Raw genomic sequence first — 22,378 nt, forward strand, 5'->3', positions numbered from 1 at the left:
TGCGGTCGCGCCGGCCGCGGCTTCGGCCAAAAGGATCACGCCGCCGGGAAGTCGCTCTTGCGGATCTTGCAGTGGACGCCCTTGACGTCGTCGACGACCTGGCTGACAGCGAAGTCTCCGGCGGCGGACAGATACGCCATCGCGGCGGCGCGGCTCATCCCCATCCGCGTCGACAGGAACGCGACGGCGGCCCGGGTCGCCTTGCGCATCGCCTCGTCGAGGTCGCGGTCCATGCCGAGCGGCAGCCAGTAGGCGTCCGTCTCACCGAAGGGCTCACGCAGCACACCGACGACCCGGTCGGCCTCGGCGCCGCGCAGGACGTCCAGCACCACCGTGGCGCGCAGCGGTGCCTCCAGCGCGGTGAGCGCGACCTCGCCGTCGCCCTGCGCGTAGTGCGGGTCGCCGACGAAGAACAGCCCACCGTCGACCTGGACGGGCAGGTAGAACGTGCTGCCGGCGCCGAGCATCGCCACGTCGACGTTGCCGCCGTGGCCGCCCGGTGGCACCGACGGCACCGGTTCGGTGACGTTCGGCGCGACTCCCATCACGCCGAGGAACGGGGCCAGCGGGAACACCGCCTCCGCGCCGGGCAGGCCCGGGTTGCCGAACGGCAGCACCCCGTAGTCGCGGCCGCCGGAGCGGCGGGTCCGGACGAACGTGCACACCGAGCCGTAGCGGTCGGGATGGGCGACGTCGGCGTCCGGGTGGCGGACGGTGCCCTCCGGGAACTCGCCGGCCAGGCAGCCCAGCCCGTGCCGGTTGCTGATCACACCGAACGGGGCGCGCAGGTCGAGGCCGACCACCCGGACCCGCAGCAGGTCCCCGGCCACCGCCCCGTCGACCTGGATGGGGCCGGTCACGACATGTGGCCCGGCGTCGAAGTCGTGCGCGATGCCGGACGCGGCGATCGCCACCTGGTCGGCCGGCACCTCGCCCGGCCGCGCGCCGTGCGCATCGAAGTACGCCAGCGGGTCCCGGCCCTGATCCTCCATGATCCCCTCATGGCTGACCGTGTCGATGGTGACCGCGCTGCCCGGCGCGACCCGCAGAACGGGCGCCGACTCGGCGTTGGGCAGCCAGCCCCAGCGGACGGTGTCCGGTGTCGAGGGCAGGTACGCGGCGCCGTCGGTGCCTGCGGCCACCGAGCCGGTGCTCAGGGTAGTCATCGGGAACTCCGGAGGAAACTCCGGCCTTCAGGCCGGGGAGGAATCCGGTTTCCCGCCGAGCGGACCGTCGCCACGGTCGGCGCGGCGGGATCGGCCGGCACCGGTCCCGCGCCGGCTGCGGAAACCGCGGCGTCATCGGCGCCCGGCCAGTGCGCCGTGTAGCGGCGGACCAGCCAGCGGTTGAACTGCGCCTGCGCCTCCTCCAGGTAGGAGTAGCGCCCGCGCGGGGCGAACCGGCTGGTCAGCCCCTGCTGGACGCCGGTCGTCGCCTCGACGTCCTGGGCGACGATGCCGTTGACCCCGGCGTTGGAAAGCTCGTACTTCTCCTCGAAGAGGCGGTCGCGCAGCGCGTCCGGATGGAACAGGTAGTTCACCTCCACCGCGATGTGCCCGGCATCGACCGGACGAATCAGGAAGTAGAACGCCTGGTCCGGCGCGACACCGATGCACAGCGTCGGCGGGACGAGCGCGAACGCCGCGCGGGAACGCTCCTCCTCGGTGATTCCCGGGAAGACCGGGAGCAGCGCACGCTGCAGCGCGTTGAAACCGCCGTCGGGGTGAAGAAAGCCGTTCGTACGGGCGATCGCCGCGTCATCGTCGTCGTAGGGCAGGAACTCCGAGCGGTCACTCGGGCAGAAGTCGTGCACGCCGGCATGCAGCCGGCTCGCGTGGTAGCCGTCGTTGAAGTTCTCGAACATCACCTTCCAGTTCCAGGGCATGGAGGGACTCGAGAAGGAGTTCCGCGCGACGCACCGCTCGAGCTCGAAGTTCGCCAGCAGCGCGTCGAGCTTCGCCAGCCTCGGTGCCAGCGGCGACGGTTCGGCCCGCAGGCTGGTGAAGACGAAGCCCTGCCACTGCTCGACCGGCAGTGACGGCAGGCCGTGCCGGGAACGGTCGAAGCCCTCCGTGCGGCCCATCTCGCGGGCGCCGACCAGCCTGCCGTCGAGGCCGTACGTCCAGTGGTGGTAGGCGCATTTGAAGGCGCGGCAGTTTCCGCTGCCCTCGCTCACCAGCATTGCGCGGTGCTGGCAGACCGGGGAGAGCACCCGGATCCGCCCGTCCTGCCCGTGGACCATGGTGAGCCGTTCACCGATGATGTCGACGTTGACGAAGTCGCCCGGGTTCGGCACGTCGGACGCCCGGCCGAGGCAGAGCCATTCCTGGCCGAAGACGGCCTCCTTCTCGAAGGCGAAGAACTCCGCGTCGGTGTAGACGGCAGGTGGCAGCGTGACCGCCTGCGCGGTCGGCCGCACGGAGTCGGCGAAGGATTCCAGCAGCTGCGGGGTGAGTACCGTCATGGCGTCTTCCTGATAGGCGGAATGCAGAGGCGGAGCTGCTGGCGGGCGGTCAGACCAGCGTCCAGCGGGATTTCGCGGGCAGTCCGGAGCGGGCCGTGATCGCCTCTCCGGCCGTCTGCGCGGCGGCGTAGAGCGCCTCCTCGTCGATCACCGTGTGGTGGTAGTTCTCGACCACGCGGCGGCCGTCGACCCACACGCTGTGCACACCGCGGCCGTCGGCGGACCACACCAGCTGGTTGGCGACGTTGAGCAGCGGGCGCCATTCGGGGCGGTCGGTGTCGTGCGCGACGAGGTCGGCCCTGCGTCCGGGCGCCAGCACCCCGATCTCGTCGGCCAGGCCGAGGCCGCGGGCACCGCCGACGGTCGCCATCGCGAACGCCTCCTCGGCGGGGAACATCGTCGGGTCCTGGCGGCCGTCCTTGAACAGCCCGGCGACCAGGTAGGTCGCGCGCATCAGGTCGGAGTAGTTGCTGGCGTTGTTGCCGTCGGTGCCGATGGCGACGTTGACCCCGCGGGCGGCCATCTCGGGAAACCTCCCGATCCGCGTCACGCCGTAGGAGACCTTCAGCGCCGTCGTCGGGCAGTGCGCGACGGACGTCCCCGTCCGCGCGAGCAGGTCGATCTCGGCGTCGTCGACGTGCACCGCATGGGTGAGGATCACGTTGTCCCCGAGCACGCCGAGGTCGGCGAGGTGCTCCATCGGCCGGCGCCCGTAGGTGGCGAGGAAGTACGCCGGGTCGACCTCGGCCGGCGACATGTGGAACGACAGCCCGGTGCCGCGTTCGCGGGCGAGCCCGGCCGCCGCCTGCCACAGCTCGTCGCTGCAGGTGTTGTGGCCGACGAGGATCGGCCAGGCGGCGATCCGCCCGTCGGCGGCGGTGGCGAACCGGTCGAGCTCGTCGACCAGCCCCTTGATGGCGTCGTCGGTGTTCTGCCGGTAGACGTCCGGCTCCGGTGGCAGGTCCCAGGTCCAGCGGCCGACCCGGCCACGGATGCCGGTCTCTTCGAGCCCGTCGACGACGGCGTCGAGGAAGCGGATCGTGCCCGCCTCCAGGAAGCTGGTGGTGCCGCTGCGCAGCATCTCCAGGGCGGCGAGCTGGCCGGACAGCCGCTCCTCCGGCTCGTTGTAGGCGGCGTAGAGCGGGCAGAGCCAGGCGAAGACGTTCTCCTCGAAGGGGGTGTCGTCCGGGACGTAGCCGCGGGTCAGCGGCTCGCCGGTGACGTGGATGTGCGTGTTCACCAGGCCCGGCGTCAGCACGAACCGACGTCCGTCGACGGTCTCGGCGGCCCGGTACCCGGCGAGGATCTCGGCGGTCGGGCCGACGGCGGCGATCGTGTCACCGGCGATCGCGACCGCGCCGTCGCGCAGGACCCGGCGCTCGTCGTCCATGGTGACCACGACCGCTCCGGCGATGATCGTGTCGACCGGCACAGGCGCGCCGGCCGGCACCGCCGCGGGCACAGAGGCCGATGGGGAGCCAGCTGGAGATAGGTCCTCGGGAGGCATCGTCATTTCCGGTTCCTCGGTGTGGGTGAGGGATGTCAGGGGCGGCGTGCGGTCATCACGGTCTGGCCGGGCAGCGGCTGGAGCGTCGCCGCCGGTTCCAGGCCTGCCGCCCGCATCCAGCCGTGCAGGTCGGCGACCCGGAAAACGCCGTCGCCGCCGGTTGACGCGAGCATGGTGAGGCCCATGAGCAGGGCCGGAGTGGACGGTGCGGTGGGCACCTCCGGCCGCGGGTAGTCGGCGACGACCAGCGTGCCGCCCGGCCGCAGCGCCGCCGCGGCCCGTGCCACCAGCCGGCGCGCTCCCGCGACGGACTCGGCCCGCAGCACATGGCCGAGGACGACGACGTCGGCGGCGGCGTCCGGAAGCTCCACCTGGTGGTAATCGCCCGCCACCACCCGCACCCGGGCACCGGCCCGCACGGCGTCGACCGCGGCATCACCCACCGCGGCGATCGCCCCTTCGGTTACGGCGACGACCTCGGGCAGCTCCACCGCGAGCGCGCGGGCCCGCGGCCACGCCGTCAGGAACGCCAGTGTCCACGGTGCGGCGCCGGCGCCCAGATCGATCACCAGCGGGTCCGGCCCGATCGGGCTCAGCGTGTCGACGACCGCGCGGGCGACCTGCCGTTGCACGGGAGCGGTGGCCGAGGCCAAGGCGGGGTAGAAGCCGCCCGGGTCGTCCTCGATCCGCACCGCCGGCGCGCCGCGGCGCAGCGTCCGGGCGAGCTCCGGCCACCGCTCGTGCGGCCCTGGCGCGCCGCGGACCAGCGCCACCATCGTCCTCGGTGCGCCGGCAAGCAGATACGTTGCCGCGACCGCACTGAGCCGATAGCCGACGGCAGGCTCGTGGGTGAGCAGGCCGAGCGCCACCAGGGTGTCGGCGAGCAGCGCCGTCCGGTGCTCGTCCACGCCGACTGCCACGGCCAGCACGGATGCCGGCCGCGGGCCTGCGGCCAGCTGTTCGAGCAGGCCCAGGTCCAGCGCGGCGACGACCGCCCAGTACCGGGTGAAGCCGTGGATCACCTCCCAGACCGGGGCCGGGCCGGGCACGACCGGCTCCGCGGCGGCCTCCGTCGACGAGCTCGGGTCGCTCAGGTCGACGCTCATGGCCGCAGCAGGACCTTGCCGACGGCCCGGCGCTCCTCCAGCCGGGACTGCGCCGCGGCGGCGGCGGTGAGCGGGAACTCCTCGTCCACCGGCGTCACCAGGCCGCCACGCCAGTAGCGCTCCAACACCTCGCCGAACTCGCGGGCCGGGTACGGGTCGGAGCCGAGCAGCTTCAGGCCGAAGTGGAAGCTGTATTCCAGCGGCACCGTCGCCTCGGCGCCGGAGGTGTCGCCGACGAACACCAGCCGCCCGCGGGGCGCCAGGCTGAACAGGGACGCCGGCCACGTCGCCGGGCCGACATGGTCGAGCACCATGTCCACACCGCGCCCGCCGGTCGCCTCCCGTACCGCGCCCACCACCTGCTCGGACGGTGTGCCCGCCCCGGCGAGGATCAGATGGTCGGCGCCGATGCCGCCGGCGAACGCCAGCTTGTCGGTGCTGCTCGCGGTCGCGATGACGGTCGCGCCGAGCTGCTTGGCGAGCTGCACCGCGGCGAGGCTCACCCCGCTGGCGGCGGCGTGCACCAGCAGCGTCTCGCCCTCGCGAAGGCCACCGACCGGGCTCAGCGCGTGCCAGGCCGTCGTCCAGATCGTCGGCAGCAGCGCCGCCTCCGCCAGCGGGACATGATCGGGGACGAGATGTGCGTTCAACGCGGGGACCAGCACATATTCGGCGTAGCCGCCGGGAGCGTTGCCGCCGAGCACCCGCGTGTCCGGGCAGAAACCGTCGTCGCCCCGCAGGCAGGTCTCGCACTTCCGGCACGGCACCGCCGGATTGACCACCACCCGGTCGCCCTCACGCAGCTCACCAGCCGCCGGGCCGACCGCCACGACCGTGCCGGCGATGTCCATTCCCGCGATGTGCGGGGACGCGAACCCGGGTATCTTCGCCGGACCGCGGCGCTGCATGACGTCCAGGTGGTTCAGGCCGCAGGCCGCGACCTGGACGACGACCTCGCCGGCCCCCGGAACAGGGTCGGGAACGGTCTCGACCGCGAGCACCTCCACGCCACCGAACCCGTGCTGTACGACCGCCCGCACTCACGCCTCCCGTAGTTTCTGGCAGTTATCCATGCCAACTCCGACCACAGCCGCTACCGGTCTTCTCCCTGGCGAGCCGGCCGGGCGGGGGATTCGGCGGAGCCGTTTCCCGCGCCGGCACCGACGCTAGGTCCCGGCGGCGTCAGGCCCGATGTGCCGGGCGCACAAACGCTGGTCGGACCCACCCGCTCGGCGACTGTCACCGGAACTGCCAGGACAGCGGACGTAGCACTCCCGAAACGGAGCACGCCGGGCGACATGACCAGTCGCCCGGCGTGGCCAGGGGATACCGAGGAGGGGCGAGGTGCCTGCCATCCACGGTCGTCGTGCGGTCAGAACGGATCAGGACGTGGCCCGGGAACGGATCAGGACGGGACCTGTACCGCGTAGACCTGCTCGTGGTCGGCGGGGGTCCACATCCAGCCGGCGCCCAACCGGGAGCCCAGCACGTCGGCCGCGCGTACCGGGTATGGCTCCTCCGGGTTCGTCATTCCCCAACGCCGCGCGATCGTGTGGGCCTCCGCACGCGCGGAGGTGACTGCCTCCTCCTCCGCCGCGTACACGCCGATAATCCTCAGCACCGGCTCCTCGATGATTCCGCATTCGATACAGCCGACCTTGCAGACGAGCCAGCTCACGTTATTTCGCACCGAACCCACCCTCCGCATTCACGATATTTCCAGGTGCCGATGCCCCCGCTCCTGAACCGCCGAACGAGCGGCTTTCAGAATGCGCGACCACAACGTGAGTCCAGACGAACTCACGGCGGCCAGGTTACGTAACAGACCATCGGGAACCGCGCTGAGCCCGTTATGGGGTGGGCCACCGGTCAGCCGCACGCCGCTGACCAGCCATCGGCGGCCGGAACAGCCCGAGATCCGGAACATCGGCAGACACGAAAGGTGGGCGAGGGCGAGTCACCCGCGGTGTTCGATCACGCTCACTTCGGCAGGCTGGCGGGTTCCGGCGTACCTGGAAGGCCCCCGGGTGGATCAGCCGGACTGCCGTCGAGCCGGGCCCGGCTCTGCGCGACAAGCCGCTGGACCTCCAGTTCGACCTGCTCCGCGTCAAGCCCCAGCGAACGGCCTATGTGGGCTGACCAGACCTCGGAACGCAGATTCGTCTCGAAGTCGATGTCGGCACGGATGTTGTCCCGGGCAGCCTGGCGATTCTGGCTCACCATGACGAAGGTCGACAGGAAGATCGCCTCCAGGCTGACGACCATCGTGAGCAGACCGAACGGGTACGGGTCGAAGACCGCCGCCCTGCCGAACACGCCCAGGTTGACCAGGATCCATCCGGCGAACCACACCGCGTGCAGATAGGCGAAGCGCATCCTTCCCGCGGACCTGGTGATCGCGTCCGCGACCCGCTCCTCGGTCCCGCGCATGCGGGCGAAGGTCTCCCGCTCGTGGGGCAACGTGACCGTCGAGCGGTGCGGCGTGGCGGTGACGCTGTCCGCAGGCGACGGCACGTTGGCGTCGCCTGCGCCCCGCTGCCCCGGCGTAAGGGTCACGACGCGTCTCCTCCTGCCCGGCCTGTCGGCCCTCCCGGCGCGCACCATTCTCGCAAGGCCATCGGCGGCGGCGTTGCCCGCGGACGGCCCAAGCTGGCCACATCGGCGGGCTCATCCGGGCGGTACCGGACCTGGTGCCCCGGCGGTCCGGGAGGCCGGGAGGCTACGTCGGAACCGGCCGACGCTCGGTGACCGACTCGTCGGCGGAAGCCGTGGACGCCGCCGACAGTGCCTGGAGGACCTCGCGGGCCACCACCGCGGCGTGCAGGCGCCACATGCGGGTCGGTTCGTCGTCCTGCAGACCGAGCAGTTCCCTGACCCGGTTCATCCGGTAACCGACCGAGTTGCGGTGGACGTGGATGCGTTCGGCCACCGCGGCCCGGCTCCCGTTGGTCTCCAGCCAGGCGGCCAGGGTGACGAACAGGTCGGGCCGTTCGAGCAGCGGGCCGAGCTCGGCGCGGGTGAACGCCTCCAGACGGCTGCGCGGCACCGCGAGCAGCAGGCCGGCCAGGCCCAGCTCCGAGTGCACCAGCGTCATCCCGTCGCCGCGATGGCGCAGCAGGGCCAGCACCGCCTCCGCCTCGCTGAACGAGGATGTCGTCTCGGCGAGGTCGAAGCCGTTGTCGGTGACGACCGGGCCGGCGGCCGCGAGGACGGGGCGGTCCGGCCCGACCATGCCCTGCAGGCGGTCCCGGATGCGGCCGAGCTCGCGCTCGATGTCGCCGGTGAGCACCGTCCAGCCCAGCTCACCGTCCCGCGCGGTGGGCGACTCGATCCAGGTGAGGCCGGTGCCCCAGGCCCGCCCATGCCGGCCGTCGTAGAAGAACAGGGCGGCGGCGTGCGGAACGGCCAGGTCGAGACCGAAGCGCGCGGCGGAGCGCAGCATTTCGTCGTGGCCCCGTGGTGATCCGAAACGGAGCTCGTTCGCCAGTCGGCTGGCGCTTTCCGCCCGCGCGGCGGCCTCCGCGTCCCGCCGCACCGCGACGATCGCCAGTGCGGTCCGCGCGGCGTTGACCAGTGCGTCGAGGCCATCCCGATCATCATCGGCGGCATCCTGGCCAGCGCTGCCGGCTTCCGTTTCCGGGGCCGGCGGGCCGACACCGATCAGGAGCAGCCCGACGTAGCGCGAGCCGGCCTGGACGGTCGCGCCCCGGCCGCGCCAGCCGTCCGCACAGGTCACCTCGGTGTATCCGGGCCGGGTCAGCAGCGCGGTCAGTCCGCCGCTCACTCCGGCGGCTGACGCAGCTGACCCGGCTGACCCAGCCGTTCCCGCCGGGCCTGCCCAGCCGGTCGTTCCCGCCGGGCCCGGCGGGTTCGCCGCGACGACGTCGCCGTGCACGCCCAGCAGCCGCACCGGACGACCGGCCGCGGCCGCGAGCCGGCGGATGACCGGGCGCCAGTCGCTGCCCGACAGCGCGAGCTCGGTCAGCTCCCGGGCCAGCGCGGTGATGTCCGGCGCAGGCCGGGTGATGCCGGGCGCAGGCCACGGACCGCCCTGGGGCTCGGTGGGCGCCTGCGGCGCCACAGTCGTCGCGACGCGGTTGCTGGGTGACACCCTGGCGTCACGTCCTCTCGAGCCCGTGTGGGCGGTTGCGGGCTTCCCACCTGCGGGTTCGCAGGTCCAGCGGGCAGGATTACACAACGCGGCGGCAGCTCGGAACCGACGTGCGCAGATGGCGCGACGACGCGCCGGAGCGTGCCGGATCAGTCCGCCGCGGCGGCCCCCGCCGGCGTCGCCGCGCCGCCGGCGGGCCGCGCCCCGGCGGGAACCGCCCCGCTGTCCCAGTAGTCAACGCGGTGCGCGACGAGTCCGGCCCGCAGGGTGAGCATCCACAGACCGCGGATCCGCAGCGCCCCCTCGGGCATCGACGCCGTCATCAGGTACGGCACAGCGACCCGATCACCGGCCGCGACCGGGTCACCGTCCGGGACGTACCGCAGCCCCGGGAAGGCCGCGAGGAAGCCGGGCAGGCGCTCCCGGTAGGCAGCCCGCCCGACACAGCCCCGGCCCGCCGGCGAGGCGTGCTCGTTGCGGAAGTCCTCGGTCACACAGGCCGCGACAGCGTCCGGATCACCGGCGTTGAGTGCCGCGATGTAGGCCGCGGCCGGCCGGGGCAGGCCGGGCCATGTCGCCGGCTCCCCGCCCAGCGCCTGCTCTCCGCGCGTCTGCTCTCCGCGAGCCTGCTCCCAGCCGAGCGCCGAGGTTCCGTCCGTGGGTGGTGCGGAGGTCACGACTTCGGGCCCCACAGTTCGCGGACGGTCGAGAACACCCGCTGGTTGTGGCTGAACTCGATCACGTTGCCGTCCGGGTCGGTGACGGCGCAGATGTAGCCGATCGGGTCCGGCATGTCCCGGGGCTCCCAGTGCAGGCAGCCGGCGTCCCGGGCCCGGTCGGCGGCCTTGTCCACGTCCGCGCGGGTAGGCAGCTCGATGCCGATGTGCGCGAACGGCTTCATGATCCCCTGCTGGCTGCCCCGCGCGTTGTTGAACGCCGCGAGGACCAGCACGAACGGCGTCTCCCACTGGCCGGGGTTGGACAGCCAGGCGTTGCGGCCGTCGGCGTCCTCCCGTTCGGCCACCACGACCAGCGGAGTCATGCTCGTGTAGAAGGCGACGGACGCGTCCAGGTCGCCCGACGGCAGCGCGATGTGGGTCCAGCGCGGCTGCGCGAGCCCCGACCCACCCGTGACCGCGGCGGCGCTGTCGCTCTCAGACCGCACGCTCTCAGGCCGCACGCTCTCAGGCCGCGCCGTACTCTCAGGCCGCGATGTGGTCTCAGGCCGCGCTGCTGTTGTCGCTTCGATCGTCACCCGACGTCACTCCTCATGCTCCGCCCACGTGGCGAGATGGTGCGTCCACGTGGTCCGCCTGTCGCGGTCGCTCCCCGCCCGGCCGTCTGGAACTCCTACCCGGTTCGGCCGCCGGTGCCACGTCCGCCGGGCACCCACCGTCGTGCCGAGATGCTAGGAACGGCCCGGTACCCGCACCGATGTGCCAGAAGCACAAAAGATCCGGGCTGCCACCCCGGTGCGCCGGGTCCGCGTTACACGTTCCGGTCGCGGCCGCGACCGGTCTGGCCGGCTAGGCATCCCCGAATGTCTGAAGAGGTGCTTTTCGCCGATCCCGGGTATACATGGGCAGTGGACAACGGCTCGGCCGCGCCGGACCCGTGGCCAGCGGCGGAGCCGGTAGCGGCGGCGCGGGCGGCTGACGGCTGGCTGCTGCGAGGCCGCTGGATCCTGGCCAGCGAGCCCTCGGCCCCGGCCATGGTCCGCCGGCTGATCAAGGCCGCGCTGGCCGGGGACGCGTGGGCTGACGATCTTCGTCCCGACGTCGCCCTCATCGCGAGCGAGCTGACGGCGAACGCCTGGCTGCATGGCCTGCCACCCGTCGAGGCCCGGCTTTTCGCCGCCCAGGAGGCCGTGCGCATCGAGATCAGTGACGGCAGCCCCACTCCCCCGGTGTGCCCGCCGGTCGGTGGGCAGGGGCTGACCGGCCGCGGCCTCGGGCTGGTCGCCGCCCTCGCCACCCGGTGGGGGGTCGACGGCGCCGGTGTCAGCGGCAAGGTCGTCTGGGCGGAGCTGGCCCGCGGGTGCGCCGACTCGGGCACCGCGCCGATCATCGACACCTCCATCGACGCCGACCCTTCGGCGGCCGGTCGGGCCAGCTTCAACGTCAGGCTCGGGGACGTCCCGACGGATCTCCTGCTCGCGGCGAAAAACCATGTCGACGGGCTGGTCCGGGAGTTCACCCTGGCCACCACAGGTGCGCAGGCCGGGTCGAGCGGGCCGCTGCCCACCAGGCTGGCCGAACTGCTGCGGATCGTGACCACCCGCTTCTCCGAGCCCCGCAAGGCGATCAAACGGCAGGCGCTGGCCGCCGCGGCGGCCGGCCTCCCGCGCACCACCCTGGACCTCGCCCTGTCACCCCGTTCCGCGGTCGCGGGCGAGGCCTACCTCGCGGCGCTGGAGGAGATCGAGAGCTACGCCCGCGCGGCCCGGCTGCTGACCCTGCAGTCACCGCCGCAACATGTCGCCTTCCGCCGCTGGTACGTCCGCGCGCTGGTCGACCAGCTGCGGGCGCTGGAGGGCGGCGGCGGCCCGATCACGACACCGAGCTTCGAGCAGTACCTGCTCAACACCCTCGACGCGGAGGTTCTCGCCGGCCGGGCCACCGAACGCGCGGCCCGGCTGCAGCGGGTCACCGCCGCGCTGGCCAGCGCGACAACCGCGGAGCAGGTCGCGGACGTCGTCGTCTCCGAAAGCGTGACCGCCCTGGCCGCGTCGGGTGGCGTCCTGCTCGTGCCGGCGGATCCCGGCCACGCCGGGCAGCGCGGCGGTCAGGTGCTGATCCCGGGCGCGGTCGGGTACGGCGAGGAGCTGATGGCCCAGCTGCGTGCCGAGCGCCTCGACGACCGGCTGCCCGCCGTGGACGCGCTGCGCAACGGTCGGGCGATCTGGTTGGAGTCCCGCGCCGAATGCTACCTGCGCTATCCGGATCTGGCCCGGCTGGAGCCGTCGGTGGTGGCCATGTGCTGCCTACCGCTGGTGGTCACCAGGCAGGTGCTCGGCGCGCTGCGCTTCTCGTTCGACCATTCGCGCCTGTTCGACGCCGACGAGCGGAACTTCATCGAGGCGCTGGCCGCGCAGACCGCGCTGGCGCTGGAACGAGCCCGCCTGTTCACCGCCGAGCGCCACGCCAGGGAGCGGGCCGCGTTCCTCACCGCCGCGAGCGACCTGTTCGCCTCGACGCTCGACTCCGGCCGGATCCTCGAACGCCTCCTGCGGCTGCTGGTACCGCGGCATTCCGCGGCGGCGGCCAGCTGGCGGATCCCACCGCACGGCATCTCGGCGGCGGTCCCGCTCGACGCCACCGTCGTCACCGCCGCCACCGGCGGGGCGGACGTCGTCCGGACGCAAGGCGTCCCACCACCGGGCCCGGTGGTGGCGGCGGCCGGGCGGGGCGCGGTCGTCCGTGAGCCGACCACGGGCACGGTGGCGTTCCCGCTCATCGTCGCCGGGCGCACCGCCGCCGTCGTCGCCCTGGGCCGCGCCGGCTTCGCGGACGGCTCGGCAGACGGCACCGCGGACGGCACAGCCGACGACACAGCGGGCAGTACGGCGGACGACGCCAGCCGGCCCGGCCGCGCCCCCGCCAGGCTTCCCGGCGGCACCACCTTCGCAGCCGCTGCCTTCCCGGACACCGCCTTCCCGGACACCGCCTTCGCCGGCACCGCCGGGGCGGACACCGCTTCCGAGGACGAGGCACTGGTCGAGGAGCTCATCCGCCGTGCGAGCGGTGCGTTCGGGAACGCACTCCAGTTCGAGCGCGAGCGCGAGATCGCGGTGACGCTGCAGCGCAGCCTGCTGCCCCGCCGGCTGCCGCGTGTCGCCGGGCTCACCTTCGCCTGGCGCTACCTGCCGGGCAGCGCGGGTGCGCTGGTCGGCGGCGACTGGTACGACGTTCTCGCCCTGGAGGGTGGCCGGGCCGCGCTCATCATCGGCGACGTCATGGGGCACGGGCTGCACGCCGCCGCGACCATGGGGCAGCTGCGCGCGACCGCGCGGGCCTACGCCCTGGACAGCTTCCGGCCCGCCGCCATCCTCACCGCGCTCGACGCCGCGATGAACCGCCTGGAGCAGGCGAGCATCAGCACCGTGACGACGGCCGTCCTCGACCCGCGCCGCCGGGTGCTCACCGTGGCCTCGGCCGGCCACCTCCCGCCGTTGCTGATCCCGCGTCGGCGGCGGCCCTGGTTCCCGCCCGTGGAGCCGGGGCCGCCGTTGGGTGCCGGCGTCGCGGACTACCCGGAGCTGGAGGTGCCGCTGGAGCCCGGAAGCACCGTGGTGCTGTTCACCGACGGGCTCGTCGAGGACCGTTCCCGGCCCATCGACCAGGGCCTGGAGCTGCTCCGCCGCCACGCGGCGCCCGGTCTGTCACCCGAACGGCTCTGCGACGGCCTGCTCGCCACCCTCGACCGGACCCACGGCAACGAGGACGACGTGGCGATGCTCGCCGTCAGCCTGACGGACGCCGACTGACCGCTGACCGGCCAACCCCTGAACGACCAGCCACTGACCGGCCAGCCACTGACCGACTGGTCCGCAGGCTGGCCGCGGTTTCGCCTCAGGGAGCCAGGATCAGGCGCAGCGGGTTTCCCTCCTTGGTGTGCATGCGCCGGACCGCGACGCTCGCCTTGCCCAGCGGCAGGACGTCGGTGATGGAGCGGGAGAAGTCGAGCCGGCCGTGGTCGACCAGGTCGACCAGCCGCGGCACGACGTCGTCGCCCGAGCCGAAGTGCCCCATGATCCGGTGCTTGCGGTAGCTGAAGGTCGTGCTGTCCCGCAGTGTCAGGGGCCGGCCGGACAGCCCGACGACCACCAGGCGGCCCTCCTCCGCGAGCACGCCCAGCACCTGGTCGTAGACCGAGGCAACCCCGGCGAAGTCGAAGGCCGCGTTCAGCCCGGCGCCCTCGGTGAGGAAGAGGATCTGGTCCTTGAGCGTCGGGTCGCGGGGATCGAGGGCGAGATCGGCGCCGAGCTCCAGTGCCCGTGCCCGCGCGCCCGGCACCGGATCGACCGCCACGAGCGGATAGGCGCACACGGCCCGGAGCAACTGGATCGCGTGCGAGCCCAGACCGCCCACACCCCACACGCCGGCCGCCTCGCCAGGGCGGACCTGCGCGGTGTTGACGATCGCGCTCCAGGGGGTGGAGACGGCGTCCGGAATGATGGCGGCCTGCTCGAAGGGGATCGAGTCCGGCAGGGCGAAGATCGAGTCGACGCTGGCCAGCGCGTAGTCGGCCCAGCCGCCGTCGTAGTCGACACCGCGGGTGTAGGTCTCGCCGTCCCTGATCTCGCCGGCCTGCAGGACGACCCGCTGGCCGATGGACCATCCGCCGACCTCGGGCCCGAGCTCCGCGATCGTGCCCGCGACCTCGTGCCCGATCGTGACGGTGTCCTCGGCGAGATGCCGCGGCCGGCCGAGCGATCCGTCGATGAGGTGGACGTCCGACATGCACACCCCGGCCGCCGCGACCTTCACCAGCACCTGCCAGGGCCCGGGCACCGGCCTGGGGACGTCCTCGATCGTCAGGGTGCGGCTGGGGACGTGGAGGCGGGCCGCCCGCATCAGGTCCACGGATATCTTCCTCCGAATCTTCGTCGAGGTGGCAGGTATGTGCCGTAGCCGGCCGAGCCCGTTCGCCAGGGTCCGTTCACTGCGGTGACCGCATGAATCGCACCCTCTCAGCAGACGACAATTCCCCAACAGGACGTAGTGCGGCAACAGGCCATCGGCCCTTCGTGGGACCAGGTACCTGGATGATTCCATCTCCGCCGCCACGCCGGGCGCGCAGGTCCCCGTCCGGCCCGGCGGTGTGCATCAACGCACCGAACCCTTTTCTCCGGATCAGCTGCGACGACCGGCCCCGGGCATTCTCGTCGCATTGTCCCGCAATCCGGGGCGCAGCCGTGGACCATCGTCCAACTTGCCCGTTTCACCCGATTTAACCCACTGTTTCCCTGCTCGGACGTCGCCTGGCCACGCGGGCGGCATGTCCCGGTCCGCGGCGGCCCGGACCACCCTCGGGTGCCTCGGTCCCACACCGGCCGGGCGGCGTCGCCGCCCACCGGGCAGGGTTGGGTACCGCCGGCAGGTAGGGTTATCAACTGCAAGAACTCGCCCGCCTCGTGGTGCCGGACCACAGCGGTGCGTTGATCGCGCACCGTACGCGTTGATCGCGCGCCGTGCGGATGGACCACCTCGGCCGCCGAAGCGGCCGACGCAGAGAAGGTCGACGAGGGTGGACGAGCCGAGGAGAGCACGCAACCGCGAGCGGGTGGTGCCGCGGGAGAAGCCGCAGCGCATCGCCGACGAGCTGCGGCGGCTCATCATCCAGGGCGAGCTGGCGGACGGCGAGTCCCTCGGGCACGAACCAGACCTGGTCGCCCGTTTCGGTGTCTCCCGCCCGTCACTGCGCGAGGCACTGCGCATCCTCGAGGCCGAGGGCCTGATCTCGGTCAAGCGCGGTGTCCTCGGCGGCATCGTGGCGCACCGGCCCAACCATCGGATGACCGCCCGCACGGCCGCCCTGGTCCTGCAGGCACGCGACGTCCCGCTGGCGGACGTGTACGAGGCGCGCAGCACGCTCGAACGCTTCGCCGCCCAGATCGTCGCCGGCTCCGACAGCCATCAGGAAGCCGCCACCGAGCTGCGCCGGCTGACCGCCGAGCAGCTCGAGGTCATCGACGATCCGGAGCGGTTCGGTCAGGCCAACTCGCGGTTCCATGCCCGGCTGGTCGAACTGGCCGGGAACCAGACGCTGGGCATCGTCGCGGAGATGCTCAACGAGATCGTCGCACGCGCCGTCGCCGCGGTGAGCCACCCGGAGGACGGTGGGGACCCGCTGGAGTCGGAGGAGACGCGCCTGCGCGGCCTTCGTTCCCAGGCCCGTCTCGCCGCACTCGTGGAGGCCGGTGACGCCTCGGCGGCCGAGAGGCACTGGGCGGAGCACATGGCGGTCGTCGGGCGGGTCCTGCTGGCTCACCGCGCGAAGACCGTGATCGACCTGATGCAGCACGAGTACTGAGCCTTCTCCGCGGAGAAGGCTCAGCGAGTGCCGGGTCGGTGGCCACGGCCGTTCGCGCGGCCGAGAACGATCGCGGTCGAGAACGCTACGACGTGCCGTCGGGGGCCCAGAGGATGTTACGGGTCCTCAGCATGGTGACGACGCGTTCTCCGTGCTGTTCGAGCAACGCGACGAACGCCGCTTCGGCACTCGCGCCGTCCCGCGCCTTCACCGCCCGGTAGACAGCTGAGATGCCCTTCTTCTGCGGCGTGATCGTGCCCGGGACGAGCGCGAAGAAGTTCCCCGGCACGATGCCCATCATCAGGCGGCTCATCGCCTTGAGCCGGGGCGAGGCCGCCAGTGCGAAGATCTGCCGGAGAAACACCTCGTTCGCGTCGAGCACCACCTCCGGGTCGGTCGCCGCGTGCAGCGTACGCTCCGCCGTCCGCAACCGGCCGATGCCCTCGTCATCGCCACGCTCGGTCGCACGCGCCGCCGCGAACCCGTAGAGCATGCCGAGGATGCCGTAGTGGTCACGGACCGAGTTCTCGTCCAGACCGTGCACGAAGGCGCCGCGGTGCAGCTCGTTGGTCACCCAGCCCTCACGGTCGAGGACGATGATCGCCTCCCGCACCGGAATCCGGCTCACGCCGAGCTCCTCGGCGATCTCGTCCTGGCGCACATGATCACCCTGGCGCAGCACGCCCGAGAAAATCAGGTTGCGGATGTGCTCCGCCACCTGGGCACCGCTGCTGCGGCGATCAATCGCCGGGCGGCGGCCGGACGCATGTTCCGCGACGGGCGCCGACGGGACTCGGCCATGGGCAGGTATCGGGGGGCTCCTTCTCGTCATCCGGCGCTGACGCCAGGCACCGGATCTCTCCATGCCGCCCAGCGCAAGACTGAGACAGCCTGCCAATCGTATCCAAGCTACGCACCGCACCGGCCCAGGCCCACGCTGGTCAGCGCCGATCCGCACCGGTCGGAGACAAAGCTGAGACACAGACGGACACCGGAAGATCCGGTGAGGCTGGACAGGGCGGTACGGCCCCCGGCCGGCCGGTCACCCGGGTAGCCGGCCGGGCCAGGCGAGCGGCGGGCCGGCCACACCAACCAGCTCCGCGGTCGCCGAGAAGTCGACCGGAACCTCGATCACATGCACGCCGGGCTTCGCCAGCGCCGCCGCGAGCCGATCACGGTGTTCCTGCGCCGAGCGCAGATCGCCGCCATCGCCCCAGATCTCGACCACGATCGTTCCTGGGGCACCAGCCGCCCGGTCAAGCAGTGTGCCGGCCACTCCGGTCGTGGGCAGGGCGTCGACCACGGCTACGGCGGACCCGCCCGGCCGGGACGCCGCGCCGAGCGCACCGGCCAGCGCCACGCCCGCCGAGCCGACCGGTGGCACCCGGACACTGCCGAGCCGGGTCGTCGGCAGCGCCCGGGCGACCCAGAGCGCGGCATGGCCGGGCTGCGTCCAGACGGCGGCGCCGTCCGGCAGCATCTCGGCGATGTCGGCGGCGGCCCGCGCGGGGTTCAGCGGCGCGGCGGTCTGCTGGTAAAGCGGCTGCACGACCGCGGCCAGCTCCCGGTAGAGCCGCGGACGCTCGCCGCCGGCCTGGACGCCGGCCCCGCCGCGTGGGCGCAGCGCGGCCGGGGCGCCCATCAGCTCCTCCGGTGCCAGCTCGAGGATCTGATCCAGCCGCACGCCCGCGGCCCGCAGCAGGTCTGTCGGCCACTCGTCGGCGTCGAGCCCCACGGCGACGACGAGCCCGGAACCGCTGGCGCCGGCGAGCGCCAGGTCGAGTTCCTGCAGGCCACCGGTCCCCAGGTGGAAGGGACTGTCCCAGCGGAACAGGCCTTTGGCCGTGAAGGTGTTCAGCACACCCAGGCCGGTGCGCTCGGCGAACGCCCGCAACTGCTCGACGGCACCGGACCGGATCACGCCCCGGCCCGCGAGGATGAGATCGACCGGCGGCACAGCGCCCGCGTCGTCGGAGCTGACGGCGCCAGCACCGGCCGGGAAACGGGCCGCGAGACCGGGGTCGGCCCACAGCCGCGGCACGCCGGGGTGGTCCGCGGACGCGCCGCCCGCCGCGGATGACGCGGCCGACGCGGGAAGTACGGCCCCTGCCGATGGTACGAGCGGCTGGGGTGGCGCGGCCGGGTCGAATCCGAGCCGGACGGCGATCACACCCAGGCCTCGCCGGCGGGCCTCGGCAACCTCGGCGACGACATCCGCCGATGTGGAGACCGGCGTGGGCCGCGCCGCCGCTGTGACGGGGCGCGACACCAGGGTGAGCACATCGCCGTCGAGCACCGCCCCGAGGCCGCCGCCCATCGTGCCTTCGGCCTCCGCGACGAGCAGCGCGCTCGGCAGATCGGGAGCATCCAGGCATGCGACCTCGCCGCCGCCCCCGAGCGGCGGCCCGCCAGGCGTGCAGGCCAGGACACCGACACCCAGCCGTGCGAGCAGATCCATCAGTGCCATGCCACCTCCACCGATCGCTGCTAGGATAATTTATACAAAATCAGTGCCGAGGGCACACCCAGTCCGGGACGCCGGGCGGGCACCGGCGAGCTCCAGCCAGGGGAGGAACCACGATCAACAAGACGTCACAGATCCTGCCACCCTTCCTCCCGATCCGCCCGGCTCGGCTGCCGACCGATCCGCAGCGGTGACAGCGGAGCATCCCGCATGAGGAACCTGTGTCGCGACTCGCTGGCATCCAGCAGCCGGCGGTGCCATTGGCCCGCGCCCGAGCTCCGGTCCAGCGTGGCCTTTTCGAGGTCGGCCCACTCCGCCCAGCTCGGAATAGCCCAAAGCAGCACGCATTCGGCATCATCCGCCATGGCCGTGTGGAATGCTCCGACCAGCTGCCACCCATGTTCGGTATAACGCGGGATCGCCTCCTCCGCGACCACGGAGAGGAATTCCGGTGCAGTGCCCCGCGGCACCCTGATCATTTCATGCGCGTACAGCTCGCCACGCACACCGTCGGCACAGAGCTCGGAAATGGTGCGGGTCCAGGGGGCCGGAACGAGGATCCGGTCGAATCCGCCGCTGCGGTACTCGGCCGCCTCCAGCCACCATTTCTCGAGCTTCGGGTCCTGGAACGTGGCGCTGGACGTCTCATGCTGCAGGCCGGCGGCCAGCCCGTCGAAGCCGTCCTCCTCCCACAGGTTCACGACCTGCGGCCACCGGCCCGTCGTGCCGACGACGCCCCAGACCCCGTAGCAGAGCTGATTACGCTCCTCCTGCGCGATCGGGCTCCAGTTCGCCGTCATGTGGTGGACGTAACGGGCCCTGTTCGAACCCTTGATATCAATGAACTCGTGCGTGTAGACCTTGGTATTCACGGATCACGCCCTCCCGGCCTCCCGAACGGGGCCAAAGCATGCATCAGACGGTTCCGACAGAATAACTGGTGTCCTGTTCTGATGGCTAGTACCGTTTTCGCGATAACCACCGGCCACCTTGGCCGTCCGGCGACACCGAACATTCGGGAGGTTCGATGACCTCGTCGTTCAGCACGGAACTCGAAGAACTACGCTCAGCGGTCCGGTCGTTCCTCGACGACACCACCGGGGAGAGCGCGGTCCGGGCGTACCTGGGCGCCGCCGAGGAATTCGACCGCACCGCGTGGTCGGTCCTGGCCGAGCAGCTCGGCCTGCTCGGGCTCGCCATTCCGGAGGAGTACGGCGGCGCCGACCACGGCTTCACCGAACTGGCGGTGGTGTTCGAGGAGATGGGCCGGGCCCTGTACGGCGGCCCGTTCCTGGCCACCGTCGCGGCGGGCCAGGCGATCCTGCTCATCGGGGACGCCGCGGCCAGCGCGGACCTGCTGCCCGCGATCGCCTCCGGCCAGACCGTGGCCACCGTCGCCGTCGCCGAGCGCGGCGGGCGCTGGGAGGAGGCCTCCGTCCAGACCCGCGCGACCCGCACCGGTGACGGTGACGGCGCAGCCGGCTGGCGCCTCGACGGCACCAAGATGTTCGTGCTCGACGGCTGCGCCGCGGACCTGATCCTCGTCGCCGCGCGCACCGAGCGCGGTGTCGGCCTGTTCGCCGTCGACGCCGCGACCGCCGGCACAGCCGGTGGGTTGCGGCGCACCCCGCTGGCGACCCTCGACCAGACCCGGAAGCAGGCCCGCATCGACCTCGACGGTGTCGAGGCCCGGCTGATCGGCGCCGAGGGAGCCGGGTGGGCCGCGGTCGAGGGCACCTACCAGCGTGTTCTGGTCGCGCTCGCGGCGGAGCAGGTCGGCGGCGCGGCCCGGGCCCTGGACATGGCGGTGGACTACGCCCGCTCCCGGTTCCAGTTCGGCCGGCCCGTCGGCTCCTTCCAGTCGATCAAGCACAAGTGCGCGGACGTCCTGATCGAGGTCGAGTCGGCCCGTTCGGCCGCCTACGCGGCCGCGGCGGCCGCCGCGACCGACGACCCGGAGCTGCCGCTGCTGGCGAGCCTCGCGGCCGCCTACTGCACGGAGGCCCACCTGCACGCCGCGTCGGAGAACATCCAGATCCACGGGGGCATCGGCTTCACCTGGGAGCACCCGGCCCACCTGTACTTCAAGCGGGCGTCCAGTGCACGGTTGATGTTCGGGGACCCGGCCTACCACCGGGAGCGGGTCGCCCAGCTCATCCCCGAATGAGCGGGCCCCCCGTGTGAGCGGACGGCACGCCGCCGCGTTGGTGAAGCTCACGCTCCACCAACGCGGCTGAACCTCTGGTTTCGACCGGGCGAGCGCGAAGATCTGAGGATCTCGGTCGTTCCAGCAACCATCATCCTCAGATCTTGCTCCGCAGCAGCGGAGCCGCGCCGCGCGCCAGACGCCGGACGACAGGCGCCAGACGCCAGACGCCAGACGCCAGACGCCAGACGCTAGGCGCTAGGCGCTAGGCGGGGATGCGCTCGAAGACCGCGGTGATGCCCTGCCCGCCGCCGATGCACAGGGTTTCCAGCCCGTAGCGGACCTCACGGCGGTGCATCTCGTGCAGCAGCGTCGCGAGGATCCGCCCGCCGGTCGCGGCGACCGGGTGCCCGAGCGAGATCCCGGAGCCGTTCACGTTGAAACGGTCCCAGTCCGCGGCGCCGAACCCCCACTCGCGGGTGCAGGCCAGCACCTGCGCCGCGAAGGCCTCGTTCAGCTCGATCAGATCGATGTCCGAGAGCTTCAGGCCGGCGCGCTCCAGTGCCTTGGCGGTCGCCGGCACCGGTCCGATGCCCATCCGCGACGGTTCCACACCGGCGGCGGCCCAGCTCACCAGACGGGCCAGCGGACGCAGCCCAAGCCGCTCGGCCGCCTCCGGGTGCGTCACCACACACGCCGACGCCCCGTCGTTCTGCCCGCTGGAGTTCCCGGCGGTGACGGTCGACTCCGGGTCGGTGCGGCCCATCACCGGCCGCAGCCGGGCCAGTGACTCGAGGGTGGTGTCCGCGCGAGGATGCTCGTCGGTGTCCACCACCGTCGCTCCGCCGCGCTTCGGCACGGAGACGGGGATGATCTCCTCGGCGAACCGGCCCGCGGCCTGCGCGGCGACGGCCCGCTGGTGCGAGCGCAACGCGAACTCGTCCTGCTCGGCCCGCGGGATCCCGTACTCGCGCCGCAGGTTCTCCGCCGTCTCGATCATCCCGCCGGGTACCGGATGGTTCTCGCCACCGGCGGTGACCCGCCCGCGGGCGAGCGCGTCGTGCAGGGTCAGGTTGCCGCCGCGCGCGCCCCACCGCAGCTCGGTGGAGTAGAAGGCCGCGTTGCTCATGCTCTCCGCGCCGCCGGCGATGACCACTTCGGCGACGCCGGTCTGCACCTGCATCGCGGCCAGGGCCATCGCCTGGACTCCCGATCCGCACCTGCGGTCGAGCTGCAGGCCGGGGACGGTGATGTCCAGGCCGGCGTCCAGCGCGACGACGCGGCCCAGTGCCGGGGCCTCCATCGTCGGGTAGCAGGAGCCGAACACCACATCGTCGATGTCGGCCGAGCCCAGACCCGTCCGCTCCAGCAGCCCGCGCACGACGGCCGCGCCGAGCGCGTGCGCGCTCAGCGGCTGCAGCGCACCGCCGTAGCGGCCGACCGCGGTTCGCACCGGCTCGCAGATCACCGCTTCACGCATCACACACCATCCCGATCACTCACGCCGCCGTCCATCCGCTGACCTGCCCGCCCCCGCGCACGCCG

General features: G+C 72.5%; 19 protein-coding genes. 4 read left to right on the forward strand and 15 right to left on the reverse strand.

The features are described from left to right. Nucleotides 1-35: 35 nt before the first annotated feature. From ACG83_RS18755 to ACG83_RS18800, 10 genes are all read right to left on the reverse strand, one after another. Nucleotides 36-1,166, reverse strand: coding sequence for an acetamidase/formamidase family protein (locus tag ACG83_RS18755; protein WP_054567518.1), 1,131 nt, complete (start codon nucleotides 1,164-1,166; stop codon nucleotides 36-38). After that, nucleotides 1,163-2,464, reverse strand: coding sequence for an aromatic ring-hydroxylating dioxygenase subunit alpha (locus tag ACG83_RS18760; RefSeq protein ID WP_235498009.1), 1,302 nt, complete (start codon nucleotides 2,462-2,464; stop codon nucleotides 1,163-1,165). Before ACG83_RS18760 ends, ACG83_RS18755 begins: the two co-directional genes overlap by 4 nt. A gap of 49 nt (nucleotides 2,465-2,513) precedes the next feature. After that, a complete protein-coding gene (locus ACG83_RS18765; RefSeq protein ID WP_083473363.1) occupies nucleotides 2,514-3,977 on the reverse strand; it encodes an amidohydrolase in 1,464 nt (487 codons plus the stop codon). A gap of 29 nt (nucleotides 3,978-4,006) precedes the next feature. Further along, nucleotides 4,007-5,077 carry a class I SAM-dependent methyltransferase gene (locus ACG83_RS18770; RefSeq protein ID WP_054567520.1) on the reverse strand — a complete coding sequence of 357 codons (1,071 nt, stop codon included), beginning with the start codon at nucleotides 5,075-5,077 and terminating at the stop codon, nucleotides 4,007-4,009. Beyond that, nucleotides 5,074-6,117, reverse strand: a complete 1,044-nt coding sequence (locus ACG83_RS18775) for an alcohol dehydrogenase catalytic domain-containing protein (protein ID WP_054567521.1) — start codon at nucleotides 6,115-6,117, stop codon at nucleotides 5,074-5,076. Before ACG83_RS18775 ends, ACG83_RS18770 begins: the two co-directional genes overlap by 4 nt. A gap of 365 nt (nucleotides 6,118-6,482) precedes the next feature. Beyond that, nucleotides 6,483-6,767 carry a hypothetical protein gene (locus tag ACG83_RS18780; RefSeq protein WP_054567898.1) on the reverse strand — a complete coding sequence of 95 codons (285 nt, stop codon included), beginning with the start codon at nucleotides 6,765-6,767 and terminating at the stop codon, nucleotides 6,483-6,485. 290 nt (nucleotides 6,768-7,057) lie between these two features. Next, nucleotides 7,058-7,633: a DUF1003 domain-containing protein gene (locus ACG83_RS18785; protein ID WP_063793129.1), complete on the reverse strand. Its 576-nt coding sequence runs from the start codon at nucleotides 7,631-7,633 to the stop codon at nucleotides 7,058-7,060. Nucleotides 7,634-7,796: 163 nt separating this feature from the next. Then, nucleotides 7,797-9,188 carry a CdaR family transcriptional regulator gene (locus tag ACG83_RS18790; protein WP_054567522.1) on the reverse strand — a complete coding sequence of 464 codons (1,392 nt, stop codon included), beginning with the start codon at nucleotides 9,186-9,188 and terminating at the stop codon, nucleotides 7,797-7,799. A gap of 149 nt (nucleotides 9,189-9,337) precedes the next feature. Beyond that, nucleotides 9,338-9,865, reverse strand: coding sequence for a nuclear transport factor 2 family protein (locus ACG83_RS41605; protein WP_063793130.1), 528 nt, complete (start codon nucleotides 9,863-9,865; stop codon nucleotides 9,338-9,340). After that, on the reverse strand, nucleotides 9,862-10,353 hold the full coding sequence (locus ACG83_RS18800; protein WP_054567523.1) for a VOC family protein: 492 nt from the start codon (nucleotides 10,351-10,353) through the stop codon (nucleotides 9,862-9,864). Before ACG83_RS18800 ends, ACG83_RS41605 begins: the two co-directional genes overlap by 4 nt. Nucleotides 10,354-10,728: 375 nt before the next feature. Here ACG83_RS18800 and ACG83_RS18805 point away from each other — a divergent pair, with 375 nt between their 5' ends. Further along, nucleotides 10,729-13,674 (forward strand): ATP-binding SpoIIE family protein phosphatase, encoded by a 2,946-nt coding sequence (locus tag ACG83_RS18805; RefSeq protein ID WP_235498011.1) that lies wholly within the window; start codon nucleotides 10,729-10,731, stop codon nucleotides 13,672-13,674. 85 nt (nucleotides 13,675-13,759) lie between these two features. On the opposite strand, the gene ACG83_RS18810 is transcribed toward ACG83_RS18805, so the two are convergent. Then, the gene (locus tag ACG83_RS18810; RefSeq protein WP_054567525.1) at nucleotides 13,760-14,773 is read right to left on the reverse strand and encodes a zinc-binding dehydrogenase; all 1,014 of its coding nucleotides are present in this window, start codon (nucleotides 14,771-14,773) and stop codon (nucleotides 13,760-13,762) included. A gap of 664 nt (nucleotides 14,774-15,437) precedes the next feature. Between ACG83_RS18810 and ACG83_RS18815 the strand changes: the two genes are divergently transcribed. Further along, nucleotides 15,438-16,223 carry a FadR/GntR family transcriptional regulator gene (locus ACG83_RS18815; protein WP_054567526.1) on the forward strand — a complete coding sequence of 262 codons (786 nt, stop codon included), beginning with the start codon at nucleotides 15,438-15,440 and terminating at the stop codon, nucleotides 16,221-16,223. An 85-nt stretch (nucleotides 16,224-16,308) separates the two neighbouring features. On the opposite strand, the gene ACG83_RS18820 is transcribed toward ACG83_RS18815, so the two are convergent. Beyond that, nucleotides 16,309-16,941 carry a GntR family transcriptional regulator gene (locus tag ACG83_RS18820; RefSeq protein ID WP_054567527.1) on the reverse strand — a complete coding sequence of 211 codons (633 nt, stop codon included), beginning with the start codon at nucleotides 16,939-16,941 and terminating at the stop codon, nucleotides 16,309-16,311. On the opposite strand from ACG83_RS18820, the gene ACG83_RS47985 reads away from it, so the two are divergent. Beyond that, nucleotides 16,928-17,065 (forward strand): MYXO-CTERM sorting domain-containing protein, encoded by a 138-nt coding sequence (locus tag ACG83_RS47985; protein ID WP_369812900.1) that lies wholly within the window; start codon nucleotides 16,928-16,930, stop codon nucleotides 17,063-17,065. The genes ACG83_RS18820 and ACG83_RS47985 overlap by 14 nt on opposite strands. 200 nt (nucleotides 17,066-17,265) lie before the next feature. On the opposite strand, the gene ACG83_RS18825 is transcribed toward ACG83_RS47985, so the two are convergent. Together ACG83_RS18825 and ACG83_RS18830 are read right to left on the reverse strand one after the other, a co-directional pair. Then, the gene (locus tag ACG83_RS18825; RefSeq protein WP_054567528.1) at nucleotides 17,266-18,690 is read right to left on the reverse strand and encodes a hypothetical protein; all 1,425 of its coding nucleotides are present in this window, start codon (nucleotides 18,688-18,690) and stop codon (nucleotides 17,266-17,268) included. A 125-nt stretch (nucleotides 18,691-18,815) separates the two neighbouring features. Next, the gene (locus ACG83_RS18830) at nucleotides 18,816-19,559 is read right to left on the reverse strand and encodes an NIPSNAP family protein (protein ID WP_054567529.1); all 744 of its coding nucleotides are present in this window, start codon (nucleotides 19,557-19,559) and stop codon (nucleotides 18,816-18,818) included. Nucleotides 19,560-19,714: 155 nt separating this feature from the next. On the opposite strand from ACG83_RS18830, the gene ACG83_RS18835 reads away from it, so the two are divergent. Then, on the forward strand, nucleotides 19,715-20,854 hold the full coding sequence (locus ACG83_RS18835; RefSeq protein ID WP_054567530.1) for an acyl-CoA dehydrogenase family protein: 1,140 nt from the start codon (nucleotides 19,715-19,717) through the stop codon (nucleotides 20,852-20,854). Between the two features lie 244 nt (nucleotides 20,855-21,098). Here ACG83_RS18835 and ACG83_RS18840 read toward each other — a convergent pair whose 3' ends face one another. Next, a complete protein-coding gene (locus ACG83_RS18840; protein ID WP_054567531.1) occupies nucleotides 21,099-22,313 on the reverse strand; it encodes an acetyl-CoA C-acetyltransferase in 1,215 nt (404 codons plus the stop codon). Nucleotides 22,314-22,378: the final 65 nt, after the last annotated feature.

The sequence above is a fragment of the Frankia sp. R43 genome (assembly GCF_001306465.1).
Lineage (GTDB): Bacteria > Actinomycetota > Actinomycetes > Frankiales > Frankiaceae > Parafrankia > Parafrankia irregularis.